This window comes from Neoroseomonas rubea (genome assembly GCF_016106015.1).
In the GTDB taxonomy this organism is placed as follows: Bacteria; Pseudomonadota; Alphaproteobacteria; order Acetobacterales; family Acetobacteraceae; genus Neoroseomonas; species Neoroseomonas rubea.
Genome location: NZ_JACADQ010000066.1, coordinates 1 through 16,436, shown reverse-complemented (window position 1 = coordinate 16,436; position 16,436 = coordinate 1). Strand labels below are relative to the sequence as shown.

Annotated in this window: 15 protein-coding genes; 8 read left to right on the top strand and 7 right to left on the bottom strand. The window is 71.8% G+C overall.

Features of this window, described 5'->3' with window-relative positions:
• On the top strand, positions 1–385 hold a 385-nt coding region (locus HW577_RS09475; protein ID WP_332837591.1), incomplete at its 5' end, for an STY0301 family protein.
• On the opposite strand, the gene HW577_RS09470 is transcribed toward HW577_RS09475, so the two are convergent.
• From HW577_RS09470 to speB, 4 genes are all read right to left on the bottom strand, one after another.
• Complete coding sequence (locus HW577_RS09470) at positions 386–2,077, bottom strand: acyl-CoA dehydrogenase family protein (protein WP_198375894.1); 1,692 nt, start codon at positions 2,075–2,077, stop codon at positions 386–388. It abuts the gene before it with no gap.
• Between the two features lie 38 nt (positions 2,078–2,115).
• Complete coding sequence (locus HW577_RS09465; protein ID WP_198375893.1) at positions 2,116–3,522, bottom strand: homospermidine synthase; 1,407 nt, start codon at positions 3,520–3,522, stop codon at positions 2,116–2,118.
• A 19-nt stretch (positions 3,523–3,541) separates the two neighbouring features.
• Positions 3,542–4,768, bottom strand: coding sequence for a type III PLP-dependent enzyme domain-containing protein (locus HW577_RS09460; RefSeq protein WP_198375892.1), 1,227 nt, complete (start codon positions 4,766–4,768; stop codon positions 3,542–3,544).
• Positions 4,769–5,247: 479 nt separating this feature from the next.
• Positions 5,248–6,144: an agmatinase gene (speB, locus tag HW577_RS09455; RefSeq protein WP_198375891.1), complete on the bottom strand. Its 897-nt coding sequence runs from the start codon at positions 6,142–6,144 to the stop codon at positions 5,248–5,250.
• Between the two features lie 160 nt (positions 6,145–6,304).
• Here speB and HW577_RS09450 point away from each other — a divergent pair, with 160 nt between their 5' ends.
• The 3 genes from HW577_RS09450 to HW577_RS09440 are packed head-to-tail and all read left to right on the top strand — an operon-like array spanning position 6,305 to position 9,104.
• On the top strand, positions 6,305–7,474 hold the full coding sequence (locus HW577_RS09450; protein WP_198375890.1) for a pyridoxal phosphate-dependent aminotransferase: 1,170 nt from the start codon (positions 6,305–6,307) through the stop codon (positions 7,472–7,474).
• Positions 7,475–7,527: 53 nt separating this feature from the next.
• Positions 7,528–7,722, top strand: a complete 195-nt coding sequence (locus HW577_RS09445) for a hypothetical protein (protein ID WP_198375889.1) — start codon at positions 7,528–7,530, stop codon at positions 7,720–7,722.
• Positions 7,719–9,104: an amidase gene (locus HW577_RS09440; RefSeq protein WP_198375888.1), complete on the top strand. Its 1,386-nt coding sequence runs from the start codon at positions 7,719–7,721 to the stop codon at positions 9,102–9,104. Before HW577_RS09445 ends, HW577_RS09440 begins: the two co-directional genes overlap by 4 nt.
• 3 nt (positions 9,105–9,107) lie before the next feature.
• On the opposite strand, the gene HW577_RS09435 is transcribed toward HW577_RS09440, so the two are convergent.
• Together HW577_RS09435 and HW577_RS09430 are read right to left on the bottom strand one after the other, a co-directional pair.
• Positions 9,108–9,899 (bottom strand): RMD1 family protein, encoded by a 792-nt coding sequence (locus tag HW577_RS09435; RefSeq protein WP_198375887.1) that lies wholly within the window; start codon positions 9,897–9,899, stop codon positions 9,108–9,110.
• 2 nt (positions 9,900–9,901) lie between these two features.
• Positions 9,902–11,287: an aspartate aminotransferase family protein gene (locus HW577_RS09430; protein WP_198375886.1), complete on the bottom strand. Its 1,386-nt coding sequence runs from the start codon at positions 11,285–11,287 to the stop codon at positions 9,902–9,904.
• A gap of 117 nt (positions 11,288–11,404) precedes the next feature.
• On the opposite strand from HW577_RS09430, the gene HW577_RS09425 reads away from it, so the two are divergent.
• Genes HW577_RS09425 through HW577_RS09415 form a run of 3 tightly spaced genes read left to right on the top strand, consistent with a single transcriptional unit; the run spans position 11,405 to position 15,194 of the window.
• Positions 11,405–13,765 (top strand): recombinase, encoded by a 2,361-nt coding sequence (locus HW577_RS09425; RefSeq protein ID WP_198375885.1) that lies wholly within the window; start codon positions 11,405–11,407, stop codon positions 13,763–13,765.
• A 15-nt stretch (positions 13,766–13,780) separates the two neighbouring features.
• Positions 13,781–14,185 (top strand): hypothetical protein, encoded by a 405-nt coding sequence (locus tag HW577_RS09420; RefSeq protein ID WP_198375884.1) that lies wholly within the window; start codon positions 13,781–13,783, stop codon positions 14,183–14,185.
• A gap of 13 nt (positions 14,186–14,198) precedes the next feature.
• Positions 14,199–15,194: a radical SAM protein gene (locus HW577_RS09415; RefSeq protein WP_198375883.1), complete on the top strand. Its 996-nt coding sequence runs from the start codon at positions 14,199–14,201 to the stop codon at positions 15,192–15,194.
• A 6-nt stretch (positions 15,195–15,200) separates the two neighbouring features.
• Here the strand turns inward: HW577_RS09415 and HW577_RS09410 are convergent, their stop codons facing one another.
• Positions 15,201–16,070: a sterol desaturase family protein gene (locus HW577_RS09410; protein WP_232474801.1), complete on the bottom strand. Its 870-nt coding sequence runs from the start codon at positions 16,068–16,070 to the stop codon at positions 15,201–15,203.
• Between HW577_RS09410 and HW577_RS09405 the strand changes: the two genes are divergently transcribed.
• Positions 16,069–16,436: HupE/UreJ family protein (locus tag HW577_RS09405; protein ID WP_198375882.1), on the top strand; the 368-nt coding region annotated here is incomplete at its 3' end. The two genes, HW577_RS09410 and HW577_RS09405, sit on opposite strands and share 2 nt — an antisense overlap.

Here is a 16,436-nt window from a genome sequence, read left to right as displayed (position 1 = left end):
GCCGCCGCCGCTCATCGCCTGCCCTCCGCATGTCGAAGTGGACCCCGGCGACCGCATCCGCGCGCCCCAGGGCTGGGAGGTGCGGCCCGAGCGCCAGCGCCACTGGCTGCGCGGCGCCGACCTGTTCGAGGGCGACCCGGCGGACCGCGTGCAACTCCGCCCCGATGCCGATCCGCGCACGCGGCGCGAATGGTGGGACCTTGGCGGCAACGCGCAGCCCTACCGGCTGGTCTGCCGGTATGAGGGGCTGGAGGCCGGGATCATGGCCGCCGTGCCGGCTGCCGCGCGGCGCTGCGAGGTCAGCGGCTACCGCGAGAACAGCCGCGGCATGCGCCACGGTCGCGCCGTGCATGGGCCGGAGCAGGTCCGCGTCATCTGCCGCTGATCAGGCGCCGGGGTCGGGCAGCAGCGCGTCCGGGATCGGCGTATCCTCGGCCGCCAGCGGATCGCGCGGCAGGACGCGGTGCGCCAGCGCCATGGCGCCGAGCAGGCGGCGTTCCGGCACCGCGCGCGCTTCCCAGGCGAGCATCGTCGCCGAGGCGACATTGTAGAGCCCCGTCGCCGCCTGGCGGGCGAGCGCCGGGCCGCCATCCCCGCCGGCATGCCGCGCCAGCGCGAAGGCACGCGCGGTCGCGGCCTCCAGGCCCTCCAGCGGTTGCGCCGTCTCGGCGCGCAGCCTGGCGAGATGCGCCTCCAGCGCCTCGAGCGAGCCTTCGCGCGCCGCGGCGCGCAGCACGTCGAGGGCGACGATGTTGGAGGTGCCTTCCCAGATCGAGCCGAGATGCGCATCGCGCACCAGCCGCGCATCGGGGAAGTCCTCGATGTAGCCGCAGCCGCCGCGCACCTCCATCGCATCCCCGGTGACGACGCGCGCATCGCGGCAGGCGCGGAACTTCAGCAGCGGCGTAAGGATGCGCAGCAGGGCGTACGCGCCGGGTTCCCCGGCATCGGACCGGCGCAGCGCCTCCGCGGTCTGGAACACCATGCTGCGCGCCTGTTCCGCGCGGACCAGCATCTTCGCCAATTGCCGGCGCATCAGCGGCAGCGTCACGATCGGCGCGCCGAAGGCGATGCGGCGATGGGCGATGAACAGCGCCTCGGTCACCGCGCGGCGCATCATCCCCGCCGCGCGCACGCCGTTCGAAAGGCGGGAATTGTTCACCATGTCGGCCATCTGGCGCATGCCCGCGCCGGGCTCGCCGATCATCCAGGCGGTCGCGCCTTCCAGCCGGATCTCGCCGCTCGCCATGGACCGCGTGCCGAGCTTCTCCTTCAGCCGCAGGATGCGATAGCGGTTCGCGCCGCCGTCGGGCAGCGTCCGCGGCAGCAGGAACAGCGACACGCCCCGGATGCCGGGTGCGGCACCCTCGGGCCGCGCCAGCACCATCGCGAGCTCCGCATCCGGGTTGGAGCAGAACCACTTGTCGCCGGTCAGCGCCCAGGTGCCGTCCGGCTTCGGCGCGGCGGTGACGGCCGTGTTGGCGATGTCCGACCCCGCGCCCTGTTCCGTCATGAACATCGCACCCTGGTGCAGCGCATCGAGGTCCTGGCTCGTCAGCGCCGGCAGGTAGCGCGCGACGAGGTCCGGCGCGCCGAACTTTCGAAGCGTGCGTGTCAGGCTGTCGGTCATCGAGACGGGGCAGCAGAGGCCGAATTCCGCCTGCACGAACAGGTAGGTGATGGCGTATTTCGCCGCAGCCGGCATGGGCGCCGGCCAGTCGAGCACGCCTGCGCGATGCGACAGCGCGGCCAGGCCGAACTCGCCGAAGGCCAGGCGCTCCATCTCCCGATAGGCGGGGTGGTAGGCGATGGTCTGCGCATCCTCCCCCCGCCGCGTCCGGTGCAGCAATTCGGGCGGGTTCGCATCTGCGGTCGCCGCGAGATCGGCGAGTCGTCCGCCCGCGAGCCCGCCGAGGCGGTCGAGATGCGGCGCGAGATGGTCCAGCAGGTCGCCTTGCAGATAGAGCGGCAGCAGCGCGGCCAGGGTGGGGTCGGCGCGGAACAGGTTGAGGCCGTGGCTGTCGGGCACGGCCTCGGCCCCCACCGGGGCGGGGCGGTTTGGGCGGATGATGGTCATGGGCGTCTCCTCCGCGGAGGCTACGCCCATGCCCGGTGTCAGACGACCCTGAAGTTGCCGAACTGCCAGGGGCAGGAGGTGTCCACCTCCTCCGGGAACAGCGCGCCGCGATCGACCAGCGGCGTCCAGTCGGAATAGACGCCGGCCATCTCCCCCAGATAGGGGAAGCAGATCTCGAGCGCGCGGGCATGGTCGAGCTCGTCGGCCTCCACCACCCCGGCCTGCGGGTTCTCGATGGCGAAGACCATGCCGGCCAGCACCGCGACGCAGACCTGCAGGGATGTGGCGTTGTTGTGCGGGACCAGGGCGCGCGCCTCCTCGATCGTCAGGCGGGATCCGTACCAATAGGCGCCCTTCGCATGGCCCATCAGCAGCACCCCCAGCTCGTCCATGCCGGAGGTGATCTCCTCCATCATCAGGCGCTTCTCCTCCTGCAGCGCCCAGTTGCGGCCGGCGAATTCGTGCACCGACAGCACCGCGTCGTCGCAGGGGTGGTAGGCGTAGTGCGCGGTGGGGCGGTAGGCGACCGCGCCCGACGCATCGCGCAGCGTGTAGTAGTCGGCGATCGAGATGCTTTCGTTGTGCGTGATGAGGAAGCCGTGCATCGGCCCCTCGAGCGGCGTCCAGGACCGCACGCGCGTCGCCGCCCCCGGGCGCATCAGGTAGATCGCCGCATCGGAGCCGAAGTCGTGGCGCTTGCCGTCCGTCGGCATCGCCTTCTCATGCGTCCCCCAGCCGAGCTCGGCCGGCTGGCAGCCCTCGCCGGTGAAGCCGTCGATCGACCAGGTGTTGACGAATTCGCCGCGCTTCTTGGGCCGCCCGGCGGCGACCTGCGTGTCGCGCTCGGCGATGTGGATGACCTTCACGCCGAGGTCGCGCGCGAGCGTCGCCCAGCCCTCGCGAGTCGCGGGCACGGCCGTCGCATGGCCGGTGTCGCGCGCGATGTCGAGCAGCGCCTGCTTCACGAAGTGGGACACGAGGCCCGGATTGGCGCCATGCGTCATCACGGCGGTCGGCCCAGCGCCTTCCTTCAGCGCGAGCGCGCTTTCGCGCAGCGCGTAGTTGGACCGCTGGGAGGGCGTGAGCGACGGGTCGGTGTAGCCGCCAACCCAGGGCTCGACGCAGGTGTCGAGGTAGAGCGCGCCGATCTCCCGGCACAGCGTGACGAGCGCGACCGAGGAGACATCGACCGAGAGGTTGAGCAGGAAGTCGCCCTTGGACAGCCGCGCGCGGAGTTCCGCCGCATAGTTCTCCCGCGTCAGCGGCAGCACGGTGTGGCGGATGCCGTATTGCGCCGCGATCGCCTCGCCCCGCGCGTCGGAGGTGACGATCTCGATCCGGTCCTGCGGCAAGTCGACATGGCGCAGGATCAGCGGCAGGACGCCCTGGCCGATCGAGCCGAAGCCGAGCATCACCAGGCGGCCGTCGAAGGCGGCGTGCTTCATCGTCGTGTCTTCCTTGCGGTCAGGCGGCGCGTACGCGCCGGCCGGTCTCATAGCCCGGCGTCGCGAGCATGGGCGAGTCGGACACTTCCGTGACATGTGCCCGGTCGAAGCCGTTGAAGGCGGTGCGCAGCGCGGTGCCATAGGCGCCGAGCTGGCCGACCTCGATCCAGTCGCCTTCTCGCACGTCCGCGGGAAGCGTCCAGGGGCCCTTCATGACGTCGGCCGAATCGCAGGTCGGGCCGAACAGGGTGAAGTCGCGCGTCACCGCGGCGACCGGCTCGCCCTCCACGCGGACCAGCCGGTGCGGGAAGCGGAAGCCCGGCGCGCCGGCATCCGAAAGCGCGCCATAGACGCCATCGTTGACGTAGAGCGCATCGCCCCGCCGTTGCTGAACCTGCAACACGACGGAGGCACCGCCCGCGACCAGCGCGCGGCCAGGCTCGGCCCAAAGCCGAATGCCAGGCGGCAGCAGCGCCGCGCCCGCGCGGATCGCCGCCATGAAGTCGGCAAGCGGCGGGGGCGTGCTGCCCGGATAGGCCACGGGGAAGCCGCCGCCGACATCGACGATCTCGACCGCGACGTCGGCGGCCGCGATCACCTCCGCCGCCAGCGCCATGGCGCGCGTCCACGCCCCGGCGTCGAGGCATTGCGAACCGACATGGAAGGAGAGGCCGAGCCGCGACGCATGCGGCCGCGCCGCGCGCAGCAGGGCGGCGGCGTCCGCGGGCGCGGCGCCGAACTTGCCCGACAGGTCGTAGGCCGCGCTGCCCTTGGGCAAGGCGAGCCGCACCACCAGGCCGAGATCGCCCCCGCCCGTCACTTCCAGGATCTTCGAAAGCTCGGCATCGGTGTCGAGCACGAAGTCGCGCACGCCGCACTGGCCCCAGGCGGCGCGGATGGCGGCGCGGGACTTGACCGGGTGCATGAAGTGGATGGCGGCGTCGGGGAACATGGTGCGCACCAGCCGCACCTCCGCTTCCGAGGCGCAGTCGAAATGCGCCACGCCACCGGCCGCGACCGCGCGCAGCACGGCGGGTTCCGCGTTGCACTTCACGGCATAGAGCACGTCGCCCGGAAAGGCGGCCGCGAAGGCGCGCGCGGCCTCGGTCACCGCCTGCGGGCGCAGGCAGTGCAGCGGCTCCTCCGGCCGCAGCGCGGCGATCACCGCATCGACGGTCGGCCGGCGGGGCAGGGAGGCGGGGCGGCGGAGCGGCGCGACGGCGCCGCGGGGACGGATCTGGGTCATCGCATCGGGCTTTCGCGGAAAGGGGGTGCGCCCGCCGCCGCGCCGCGGGCCATCAGGCCGGGCGCGGCGGCGGGGAATGAGGGAGCCTGCCGGCCGACCGCCGCGGACGACGCCCCGCGATCCCCTCGGCGCTTGCGCGCTTAGGGGCGGGACGGCGGCGCAGCGGCGCGGTTCAGGCGCTGCGGCTGGTGCGATGGGTCTCCATCGCAAGGCGGCGGTCAGGCGACACAGGCGGCTCCCTCGAACCTTCCGGCCCACGCTCATGGCCGGATCGAACAAAGGACGCGTCCCGTCGTTGCTTGTGGCCCAGGAGAGGGGCCTCGCGGCACGTGCGATGGCGTCAGCGCCCGGGACGATCGGGCGCGGGCCGGAAACTATGCAGTCGATCTCGCAGATTCAAGGGAAATCTTGCGGAGGGCCCATGATCCCCGCGCATATCGGCCGGAGAACCCCACAGGGCGGCCGGAAACTCTCCGGCGCTAGGCCTTCGGCGCCGTCAGGCAGAGATATTCCCAGGCCATGGTGGCGGCCGCGAGCGCCGTGATCTCGGCCGTGTCGTAGGCGGGTGCGACCTCCACCACGTCAGCGCCCCGGAAATCGAGGCCCTTCAGCCGCCGCAGGATGCCCTGCGCCTGCCAGCTGGCGAGCCCGCCCACCTCCGGCGTGCCGGTGCCCGGCGCGAAGGCGGGGTCGAGCGCGTCGATGTCGAAGGACAGATAGGCGGGACCGTTGCCCACCACCTCCCGAACCCGGGCGGCGATGGCTGCAGGGGTGCTCTCGTGCACCTCCTGTGCCGAGAGGATCGTGACACCCTGCCCGCGCGTCCATTCGTACATCTCGGGCCAGGCGGGGGCGCGGATGCCGACCTGGATCATGCGCTTCGGATCGACCAGCCCTTCGGTGATGGCGTGCCAGAAGACCGAGCCGTGCGCGAAGCGCTGGCCGAAATTGTCCTCGGAGGTGTCGAGATGCGCATCCATGTGCAGCAGCCCGACCGGCCCGCCGACGCGCTGCGCCAGCGCGCGCAGCAGCGGCAGCGTCACGCCATGCTCGCCGCCGAAGGCGAGGAGGTGGTTCAGGCCCGTCGCCTGCGCCTCGATCAGTCGTAGGCTTTCGGGGATGTCGCCCAGCGCGATCTCGAACTCGCCCAGGTCGGAGAGGTCGAGCGCGGTCGGATCGACTCCGGTCTCGGGATGCCGCCCATCCGTCAGCATGCGCGCCGCGGCGCGGATCGCGCGCGGCCCGTCGCGCGTGCCGGCGCGGTTGGTCGTGCCGATGTCGAGCGGCACGCCGGCGACGCAGATGGCTGCCCCCCGGTCGTCGGGGCGGGCGCCGAGGAAGGCGTGCGGGGCGGCGAAGGTGACGGGGGTGGCCATGGGCGGACCATACCCCGCCCCCTGGCCGGGATCGACCGCGCCCGTCAGACCCGTTTGAGCGCCTTCGTGCACGGAGACACGTGTCCAGTCTTCTGTCTGAACGCGTTTTCCGAGTCGCCGAGCGATTCCGCTCGGCTCGAAAACGCTCTATGCGCGCGCCATGACGATCCACCCGACCGGCCCGCGCCCCGCCCTCGACGCCATCGAGGGGTCCCTGATCCGCGAAGTCTCGGAGGAAGGCCGCAAGGTGCCCGGCCTGATCCGCCTGTTCTTCGGCGAGCCCGACACGGTCACGCCCGCCTTCATCCGGGAGGCTGCCAAGGCCGCGCTCGATGCCGGCGAGACCTTCTACGCACCCAACCCCGGCATCGCCCCGCTGCGGGAGGCGATCTCGCGCTACCTGATCCGCAACGGCAGGCCCGTACCGCCCGGGCGCGTCGCGGTGACGGCCTCGGGGGTGAACGCGCTGATGCTGGTGGCGCAGGCACTGCTCGACCCGGGCGACGAAGTGGTCATCCCCATGCCCGCCTGGCCGAACTTGGATGGCATCGCGCGGGTGATGGGCGCGCGCGTGACGCCGCTGCCGATCCGCATCCTGAACGGCGCCTGGCGGGTCGATCTCGACGAACTGCTCGCGACCGTCACGCCGGCGACGCGCCTGCTGTTCCTCAACAGCCCCGGCAACCCGACGGGCTGGACGCTGACCGCCGAGGAGCAGCGCGCGATCCTCGCGCATTGCCGCAAGACAGGCACCTGGATCCTGTCGGACGACGTGTATGAGAGGCTGTACTTCGCGGGCGACGCAGCGCCGTCCTTCCTGTCGATCGCGACGGAGGAGGACCGGGTCGTCTCGACCAATTCCTTCTCGAAATCCTGGGCGATGACGGGCTGGCGGCTGGGCTGGATCGTCGCACCCCCGGCGCTGATGGACAGCATCGCGAAGCTCAACGAGTTCAACATGTCCTCGGCTGCCACCTTCGTGCAGCATGCGGGGATCGTCGCACTCGATCAGGGGGATGGCTTCATCGCGGAGACCCAGGCGCGCTACCGCACGTGCCGCGATCTTGCGCTGGAGATCCTCGGCACGGTGCCCGGCGTGTCGGCGCCGCGCCCGGATGGGGCGATGTATCTGTTCCTGAAGGTGGAAGGCTGCGCTGACAGCGTGGCGCTGGCGAAGTCGCTGATCCATTCCGCCGGCGTCGGGCTGGCACCCGGCGCGGCCTTCGGCGCGGGCGGAGAGGGGCATCTGCGCCTGTGTTTCGCGCAGAGCGAGCAGCGTTTGCGCACGGCCTGCACGCGCGTGGCGGAAGCGCTGTCCGCACGGGATTGACCTGACGGATCAGGCGCGCAGCATCGGGGCTTCCGTGCGAGGAGGACCCCGCCATGCCCGAGCCGATGGACAAGCCCCAGTTCGACGCGCTGCTCGCGCGCCACGGCATCCCGCTGACGGAGGCCGAGCGCGAGGGCATCCGCGCCGTCTCCGGCCATATCCTCGCCTTCGCCGAGCGCGTGCGCACCACGCGCGAGGTCGGCGCCGAAATGGCCGTGACCTTCGACGCGAAGGGGGCTGCGCGATGATCCCGACCATCGCCGAGGCAGCGCGGAAGATTGCGGCGAAAGAGATCTCCCCTGTCGAGTTCATGAAGGACCGGCTGGCCAAGGCTCAGGCGCTGAACCCCGAGATCCACGCCTTCATCCGCTTCACGCCCGAGATCGCGCTGGCGCAGGCGAAGGCCGCCGAGGCGCGGCAGATGGCGGGCACGCTGAAGGGTCCGCTGGACGGCATCCCCATCGCGCACAAGGATATCTACGAGACGGCGGGCGTGCCCACGACCGGGCATTCCCGCGTGCTGGAACACCATGTGCCCAAGGCCGATGCGGCCGCCGTGCGCGCCTGGGCCGAAGCGGGCGCGGTCTCGCTCGGCAAGCTCGCGACGCACGAATTCGCCTGGGGCGGGCCGTCCTTCGACCTGCCCTGGCCGCCGGCGCGCAACCCCTGGGATACGGAGCGCTTCACGGCGGGGTCGTCGTCGGGCACCGGCGCGGCCGTCGCCGCCGGCGTCATCCTGGGCGGGACGGGCTCGGACACGGGCGGGTCGATCCGCGGCCCCGCCGCGCTGTGCGGCACGGCGGGGATCAAGCCAACCTACGGTCTGTGTTCGCGTGCCGGCGTGCTGCCGCTGTCCCACAGCCTGGACACGGTCGGGCCGCTCGCCTGGACGGTCGAGGATTGCGCCATCCTGCTCGATGCGCTGGCGGGGCATGATCCGGCCGACCCGTCTTCCGCCAACCGGCCGAAGCCCGATCTCCTCTCCGGCCTGAACGGCGGTGTGCGGGGCCTGCGCATCGGCGTCATCCGCCATTTCCACGAGGCCGACTGGCCGGTCAGCGCAGGGGTTGCCGCCGGCATCGCGCATGTGGCGCGGACGCTGGAAGGGCTCGGTGCGACGGTCGAGGAAGTGACGTTGCCGCCGCTGCAGGACTTCAACGCGGCGGGCTGGCTGATCCTCGCCGCCGACGCCTTCGCCGTGCACGAGCCGTGGCTGCGCACGAAGTACCGTGAATACGGCGAATACCTGCGCGAGCGCCTCGCCCTGGCCGCCACCATCACCGCCGCCGACTACCTGCAGGCGCAGCGCCGCCGGCGCGAATTGTGCGAGGCGGTGGCGAAGGTGATGGCGCGATGCGACCTGCTGCTGACCGCGGCCCAGCCTTCCGAGGCGCCGCTCATCACCGTGCCCGGCAAGTGGACATCCTTCGAGGTCGCCAACTTCACCATCCCCTTCAACCTGACAGGCCAGCCGGCGCTGACGGTCTGCGCCGGCTTCGGGGAAGGCGGGCTGCCGGTCGGCGCGCAGCTGATCGGCCGGCCCTTCGAGGATGCGACGGTGCTGCGCGCGGGCCATGCCTATGAGCAGGCGACGACCTGGCGGTCGCGGCGACCGGCGATGGCGGGGTAGGCCTCAGCGCAGCATCGGCTTCACGAGGTACTCCCAGAAGGTGAAGACGACCTCGATCGCGACCAGCGCGACGATGGCGATCTCGAGCCCCGTCGCGCGCCGCGCCTGAAGCAGGGACAGTACGCCCTCCGTCGTGTCCCCGATCAGGCTGAGCTTGCGGTCGAGCGCTGCGCTGCGCTCCTTCAGTTCATACTCGTCGGCAAGCCGCGCATGCAGGCGCTCGAGCGCAGGATGGTCCCACAGGATCTCCGGCTTCTCCTCCGCCTCGACCCGCGCCGTGGTGCGGCTGCGGGCGGACAGCGCATGGCCGATCTGCCGGTGCAGCGCGCGGGAGGAGGCGGCGAGCCGCCCTTCCGTGCGCAGCGTGGCGACGACGGGTTCCAGCCGGTCCAGCGCCTCGGCCAGCAGGGCTTCCTGATGCGCGAGTGCGGCACTTTTCGCCAGCGCGTCCGCGACGATGGCTAGGCGCGGGATCGACAGGTCGCGCAGCCGGATCACGCCGTCCGGGTCGATGCCGTCCTGCTCGGCGCCGGGCGCGATGGTCGCCGTCTCCTCGACCGGTCGGGGCAGCGGCGCGGTCAGGCGCGGCCGGAGCATGCCAATGATCGCCGCTTCCTGCTCGGCGCTCGCGCCGACCAGCACGACGGCGCCCCAGCGGAAGGCGAAGGCGGTCAGGCCCGGCGGCGTGGCGAGCGGCACCGGGTCCGCCGCAGGCGCGCCCTCCCGCGGCAGGCCGCGATGGTCGAGCCGCTCGCCCAGCAGCAGCGCGCGCGCGGTCAGCACGCTGCCCGACATGCTCAGGCGATCTCGCCTTCGGCGCGCAGGTCGCCGATCGCCTTGCGGAAGGCGGCGACGGTCGCCTCCATCTCCGCCGGCCCGTGCGCGGCGGAGACCGGTCCGCCCGGCCAGGGCGAGAAATCGACGCCATGCGTCCGCATCGCCAGCAGCAGCTTCGTCACCGTCTGCAGCCCGCGCGGCACCTTGAGGTCGGCATAGCCCATGGCCAGCGGGTCGAAGGTGCTCGGCGTGATCGGCAGGTTCTTCCAGTTGGTGAAGATGTGGATGCCGGTATGCCGGCCATAGACCGCCCACGGGACGGACATCTCGACCAGCACCTGGTTCATCGCGCCGCGCAGCGCAGCGGCATAGGCATGGGTGCGGGCGATGGCATCGGTGTCGCGCAGGATCTCCAGCGTCGCGATGCCGGCGGCGGCCGACAGCGGGTTGGCGTTGTAGGTCCCCTGGTGCGGAATCTTCTCCACGCCCCGCGCGGCCGCGCGTTCCGGGTCGAGCAGTTCCAGAAGGTCCCGGCGCCCGACCACCGCCCCGCCCGGCAGGCCGCCCGCCAGGATCTTCGCCAGTGTCGTCAGGTCCGGGCGGATGCCGAGCACCTCCTGCGCGCCGCCCTTCGCCACGCGGAAACCCGTCACGACCTCATCGAACACCAGCACGATGCCGTGCCTCGCCGTCGCTTCGCGCAGCGCATGGACGAAGCTGTCGCGCAGCGGCACCTGGCCGTAGGTCGAGCCCGTGGGCTCGAGGATGGCGGCGGCGATCGTCTCGCCCTCCGCCGCCATCAGCGCGGCGAGCCCTTCCTCGTCATTCGGGTCGATCAGCAGGACGTTCTCGGACAGGCCCTCGAGGATGCCCGGCGTCGGCGTGCCGTCGAAATGGTTGGTCACGCCGAAGGCCATGTGGTCGTGCCAGCCGTGGAAATGGCCGCGCAGGCGCAGCAGCTTCGACCGCCCCGTCGCGGCGCGGGCGACGCGGAGTGCCATCAGCGTCGCCTCGGTGCCGGAATTGGTGAAGCGGATCATCTCCGCGCTCGGCACCATGGACTTGATCAGTTCCGCCCAGCGGTTCTCGAGCGCGTGGTTGGCGCCGTAATGCGTGCCCTTGGCCAATTGCTCCGCGACGCGCGCCGTCACCTCTGGATGCGCGTGGCCGAGGATCAGCGCGCCATGGCCGCCCGCGTAATCGACATACTCGTTGCCATCCACGTCCCATTTGCGGGCGCTGGCGGCGCGCGCGACGGCGATCGGGTGCGGGCGGACATAGCGCGTGTCATGCGTCACGCCGCCGGGGAAATGCTCCCGCGCCTCGGCATAGGCGGCGGCGCTGCCGGGCGTATGCGTGACGAAGGCGGAAACGATCGGGGAATTGGTCGGCGGGATCGCGTTCATGGCGGCCTCGGCTGGGTTCGCAGAGGCTAGCCTGCGCGGGCGGCGGCCTGCTGTCCATCGCCCGGTCGACGCAGCATCTTGTGGGAAAGAGGGGGCAAGGCACGCTATATTCGGCGCATGGATGGTCCCGCCGCGCCCCCGCCGCCCGGCGCCACCTTCGGGGAGGCGCCGGTCCCCGCACGCGCCTTCGACCCGGGGATGGGCCTGGCCGTCGCGCGCCGCACCGTGTTGCGGGCGGCGGACGGCGAAAGCTTCGGCCGGGTGGCGGACCGCGTCGCGGCCGGCAACATGGCGCTGGCTGGCACGCAGGCCGATGGGCTGGAACAGGCGCGGCTGCGCAACGCCATCGCGACCGGCGCGCTCATCACCTCCGGCCGGCATCTGCAGCACGGCGATGCCGAGCAGCCTTCGCGCAACATGGAGGTCTTCACCAATTGCGCGACCGCCGGCGCCTCCTTCACCAAGTTCTATCTGCTGCTGAACGGCGCGGGCGTCGGGCGCGCCTATGACGACGCGCTCTGCCCGGTCGATTGGGCCGAGGCGCCGGAGTTGCTTCTGCACCTGTCGCCGAGCCATCCCGACCATCCGCGCGACCGCGCCACGCTGCACCGCTTCGGCGTCGAGTTTGGCCTGCTGCGCTGGGGCATGGGGCCGGAGGCCTTCGGCGATGTGGAGGAAGCCGATGTGCGCGCCTTCCTCGCGCGCGAACTGGTGCACGACCTCGCTCGCCTGCCGCCGGGCACGGTGCGCCATCGCGTGGCGGATACGCGCGAGGGCTGGGCCAAGGCGGTGGAAGTGCTGGAATCCATGGCCTTCCGCGGCGCGCGAGGCGAACGCCTGCTGCTCGACCTGTCGGAGATCCGCCCGCTCGGCGCGCCGATCCACGGCATGCAGGGGCGCCCGGCATCCGGCCCGCTGTCGCTGCTGCGCGCCTTCATCACGCTGCGGCGGGAGGTGATCGAGGCCGCGCGCGACCGCGACAGGGCAGGGGAGGCGATGCGCCCCTGGGAACAGGCGCTGCGCGCGGACCATATCCTGTCCACCGAGGTGCAGGTCGGCGGCGCGCGCCGTGCTGCGCGCATGGCGACGAAATCCTGGCGCGATCCCGGCGCCTTGCGCTTCGTGCGGCTGAAGGCCGAAGGCGGGCTCTGGACCGCGAACCATTCGCTGATGGTCGATGCCGAGTTCTGGGACCGGCTGGGCCGCGCGGATGAAGAACCGCTGACCCGCCACGCGAAGGCGTTGTTCGAGGCCGCGACGGCCTGCGCCTACATCAACGGCGAGCCCGGCTTCATCAACGGCGACCGGCTGGAGGATGCGCGCACCGGTTTCGCGCGGCAGAAGCCCGCGACGGCCGAGGCCGGCTCCGCGGCCTACCGCATCGTCGAAGGCGCCGCGCTGCTCGCCGAGGTCGCGCGGTGCGCGGCTTCCGCCGACTTCCCCGTCACGACGAACCCCTGCGGGGAGGTCGTGCTGCATGTTACGGGCGGCTACTGCGTCATCGCGGATTTCGCGCCGCTGCTCGCCTGCCCGGTGCCGTTCGATACGCTCGTGCCGGGCGCGGTGCCGGAGGATGTGGCAGTCGCCTGGGATGCGCGCGTCGAGGACGCGGTGCGGCTCGGCGTGCGCTTCCTCATCCGCGTCAACCGCATGGCCGGGCTCTATGCGGCGGAGGTCGCACGCACCAACCGCATCGGCATCGGGCCCACCGGGCTGCATGAATGGGCCTGGGCGCGCTTCGGCCTCGGCTTCCACGACCTGCTGGACGAGGCGCGCGCGAAGCCCTTCTGGAATGCGCTGGCGCGCCTGTCGGGGGCCGCGAAGGACGAAGCCAGCGCCTATGCCGCGGCGCTCGGCATGGCGCCGCCCGTCACGGTCACGACGATCAAGCCCGCGGGGACCACCAGCAAGCTGTTCGGGTTGACGGAAGGCGCGCATCTGCCCGCACGGCGGCAATACCTGCGCTGGGTGCAGTTCCGCGGCGGGCCGGATGGCGACCCGCTCATCGCCGACTACGCCGCGCGCGGCTATCCCGTGCGGGCGCTCGAGACCTTTCCCGGCGTGACGGTGGTGGGCTTCCCGACGCTGCCGCTGATCCAGCGCCTCGGCATCGGCGACCGGCTGGTGACGGCGCCGGAAGCGACGCCGGAGGAACAGTATCGCTGGCTCGGATTGCTGGAGCGCCACTGGATCGGACAGCACCGCGGCAACCAGGTCTCCTACACGCTGAAGATCGCGACCGACCGCGTGGGGCTGGAGGAATTCCGCGCCATCCTGCGCCGCCACCAGCCGCTTCTGCGCTGCTGCGCCGTGCTGCCGAGCCGCCCGGACCGCGACCTCGGCTACGAATACCTGCCGGAGGAGGAGGTGGCGCCGGAGGAGTTCGCGCGCATCCTCGGCGCGATCCGCGACGCGGGCGTGGCGGAGGCGGTCGACCTCGCGCGTCTGCAATGCGAGGCGGGGGTCTGCCCGGTCTAGCAACCCTCGCATGTGATGGTGCGCACGGTTTCGCTTTCCGCTTTCCTGTCTGCTCCCTGCGCGGGCCGATCCTGGCGCGCATGCATGAAGGGAGCACCGATGATGGCCAAGGAGTCCGAAGCACGGATCCGTCCCGAGGATCTGCTGCGCCCCGCCGAATTGCGGCCCGATGCCCTGAAGGGGCTGATCGCCGCCGTCGAGAAGTCCAAGGGCAAGTTCATCGACTGGGAAAGGCTTGGGCGGCCTGCGTTCGACCAGTTGAAGGTCCGCGTCGAGGTGGCGCCGGACCGGGTCGCGGACATCGTGAAGGCGGCGATGGATGCCGATGATCTGCGGATCCGGCTCGGCATCCTGATCAACGGCCTGCCGCCGCTGGACCGCATTCCACAGATAGAACTCGACATCACGCCGAACCGCTGAGGGGATGGGTGCCATGGCCTGCCAGTTGCGTCGCCTGCGTGTCGTGCAACTCCACCCCACGCGCCGCTGCAACCTGGCATGCCGGCACTGCTATTCGCTCTCCGGGCCCGAGGCGCGGGACGCGCTGCCGCTCGATGCCGTCCTGCGCCTCGTCGCCGACATGAAGGCCCAAGGCTATGAGGGGTTGAGCCTGTCGGGCGGGGAGCCGCTGATGTGGCCGGGCCTCCTTCCGACGCTCGCCACGGCGCGGCGCGAGGGGCTCCTCACCGCGCTCGCCACCAACGGCATGCCGCTGAGCGCCCGGCGTGCGGAGGACCTTGCGCCGCTCGTCGATCTCGTGGCCGTCAGCCTGGATGGCGCGCCAGAGACGCATGACCGCATCCGGGGAAAGCCCGGCGCATTCGCCGCGATGCGCGAAAGGCTGCCACTGCTGCGCGCGGCGGGCATCCGCTTCGGCATCATCTTCACCGTCACGCGCCACAATCTCGACGACCTCGCCTTCGCAGCGAACTTCGCGATCGAGGAAGGCGCCGCGCTCCTGCAAATCCACCCGCTGGAAGCCGTCGGCCGCGCGGCGGCCGAGATGGCGGAGGAGGAGCCGGACGGGCTCGTCGCCAGCGCCGCCTATCTCGCCGCCTTGCGTCTGGCCGATCTGGTCGGGGACCGGCTCGCGGTGCAATGCGACCTCGCGCATCGCGGCCTGCTGCGGGAGGCACCTTGGCTCGTACTGGGCGATGTTCCGCCGCCGGACGCGCCGCTCGCCGCCTTCGTGCCCGACCTGATCGTCGAGGCGGATGGCTCGGTGGTACCGGTGCAGCATGGCTTCCCCCGGGCCCATGCGCTCGGCAACCTGGCCGCGGCGCCGCTGCCCGAGCTCGGCGCGCGATGGCTGGCTGCCGGCGGCCCAGCGCGGCTGCGCGCCCATATCCGCCGCGCGCTCGATGCCGCGACGGCCGATCCCGAGGCGATGCCCGCCTTCGACTGGTATCGCGCGCTGGTCGCGGCCTGAAGGATCTCAGCCGGGACGCAAGGGCTGCACGAGCAGCCGGTCGAGCCGCTGCTCCCCATCGGTGCGATAGCCCTCGATGCCTATCACCATGCCGAGCTGCCCCTTCTCCGGCTCGGCGATGTAGGTCCCGAAGATCCGGTCCCAGCAGGACAGGCAGAAGCCGAAATCGCTGTTCGTCTCACGCTCGATCTCGGAATGATGGACGCGGTGCATGTCGGGCGTAACCAGCAACCAGCGCAGCGGCCGGTCGAGCCAGCCCGGCAGCGCGACATTGGCGTGGTTGAACATCGCGGTCGCGTTCAGCAGCACCTCGAACACCAGCACCGCTTCCGCCGAGGCGCCCAGCAGCGTGACGGCGACCGCCTTGATGGCGAGCGAGAGGAGGATCTCGACCGGGTGGAAGCGCAGGCCGGAGGACGCGTCGAGCTCCGGATCGGCATGGTGGACCCGGTGCAGCCGCCACAGCACGGGCACCGCGTGGAAGACCCGGTGCTGGAAGTAGATCAGCAGGTCGAGCAGCAGCACCGCGACGGGTGCCGCGACCCAGAACGGCACGTCGAGCCAGCGGAACAGCCCCAACCCCTGCGACTCGGCCCAGAGCGCCACGCCCACCGCACCCGCCGGGGCAACCAGCCGCAGCAGCAGCGAGGAGAGCGCGACGAGCCCCAGGTTGGAGGGCCAGCGCCGCCAGGACAGCCGCTGCGCCCGGCGCGGGAAGGCGTGTTCCAGCGCCACCATCGCCAGCAGCACGGCGGCGAAGACGGTCAGGCGGATGACAGGTTCCTGCGCGAGCATCGCCCCATCATGTAGCGCGCGGCCGCCGGGCTTGCAGGGGGCGCCCGACGGGGCGAGCATGGCGGGGAAGGAGACCGCCATGAAGCGCCTTGCCGCCCTGATCGCCCTCGCGCCGCTGCCCGCGCTCGCGCACCACCCGCTGGGCGGGGAGGTGCCCTCGACCCTGTGGCAGGGTTTCGCCTCCGGCGTCGGCCATCCGATGATCGGGCCGGATCATCTCGCCTTCCTGCTGGCCGCCGGCGTGCTGGCGGCGGCGATTCCGGCCAGGCGCGGCGTATTCGCGATCCTCGCCTTCGTGGCGGGCGGGTTCGTCGGCAGCCTCGCGCATGTCGCGGGCATCGGCTTCGGCCCGGTCGAGGCGCTGGTGGCGCTGAGCGTGGCCGCGGCGGGCGCGGCGCTGCTCGCCGGCGCCCCGGTCGCGCTGCTGCCGGCCGGCTTCGCGCTGGC

Coding starts and splice junctions, on each gene's coding strand:
- HW577_RS09425 (WP_198375885.1), top strand. CDS start 11,405: ATGGATGGTCCCGCCGCGCCCCCGCCGCCCGGCGCCACCTTCGGGGAG.
- HW577_RS09435 (WP_198375887.1), bottom strand. CDS start 9,899: ATGTCGGGCAGCGTGCTGACCGCGCGCGCGCTGCTGCTGGGCGAGCGG.
- HW577_RS09415 (WP_198375883.1), top strand. CDS start 14,199: ATGGCCTGCCAGTTGCGTCGCCTGCGTGTCGTGCAACTCCACCCCACG.
- HW577_RS09450 (WP_198375890.1), top strand. CDS start 6,305: ATGACGATCCACCCGACCGGCCCGCGCCCCGCCCTCGACGCCATCGAG.
- HW577_RS09410 (WP_232474801.1), bottom strand. CDS start 16,070: ATGGCGGTCTCCTTCCCCGCCATGCTCGCCCCGTCGGGCGCCCCCTGC.
- HW577_RS09430 (WP_198375886.1), bottom strand. CDS start 11,287: ATGAACGCGATCCCGCCGACCAATTCCCCGATCGTTTCCGCCTTCGTC.
- HW577_RS09445 (WP_198375889.1), top strand. CDS start 7,528: ATGCCCGAGCCGATGGACAAGCCCCAGTTCGACGCGCTGCTCGCGCGC.
- HW577_RS09470 (WP_198375894.1), bottom strand. CDS start 2,077: ATGACCATCATCCGCCCAAACCGCCCCGCCCCGGTGGGGGCCGAGGCC.
- HW577_RS09460 (WP_198375892.1), bottom strand. CDS start 4,768: ATGACCCAGATCCGTCCCCGCGGCGCCGTCGCGCCGCTCCGCCGCCCC.
- HW577_RS09420 (WP_198375884.1), top strand. CDS start 13,781: ATGGTGCGCACGGTTTCGCTTTCCGCTTTCCTGTCTGCTCCCTGCGCG.
- HW577_RS09465 (WP_198375893.1), bottom strand. CDS start 3,522: ATGAAGCACGCCGCCTTCGACGGCCGCCTGGTGATGCTCGGCTTCGGC.
- HW577_RS09440 (WP_198375888.1), top strand. CDS start 7,719: ATGATCCCGACCATCGCCGAGGCAGCGCGGAAGATTGCGGCGAAAGAG.
- speB (WP_198375891.1), bottom strand. CDS start 6,144: ATGGCCACCCCCGTCACCTTCGCCGCCCCGCACGCCTTCCTCGGCGCC.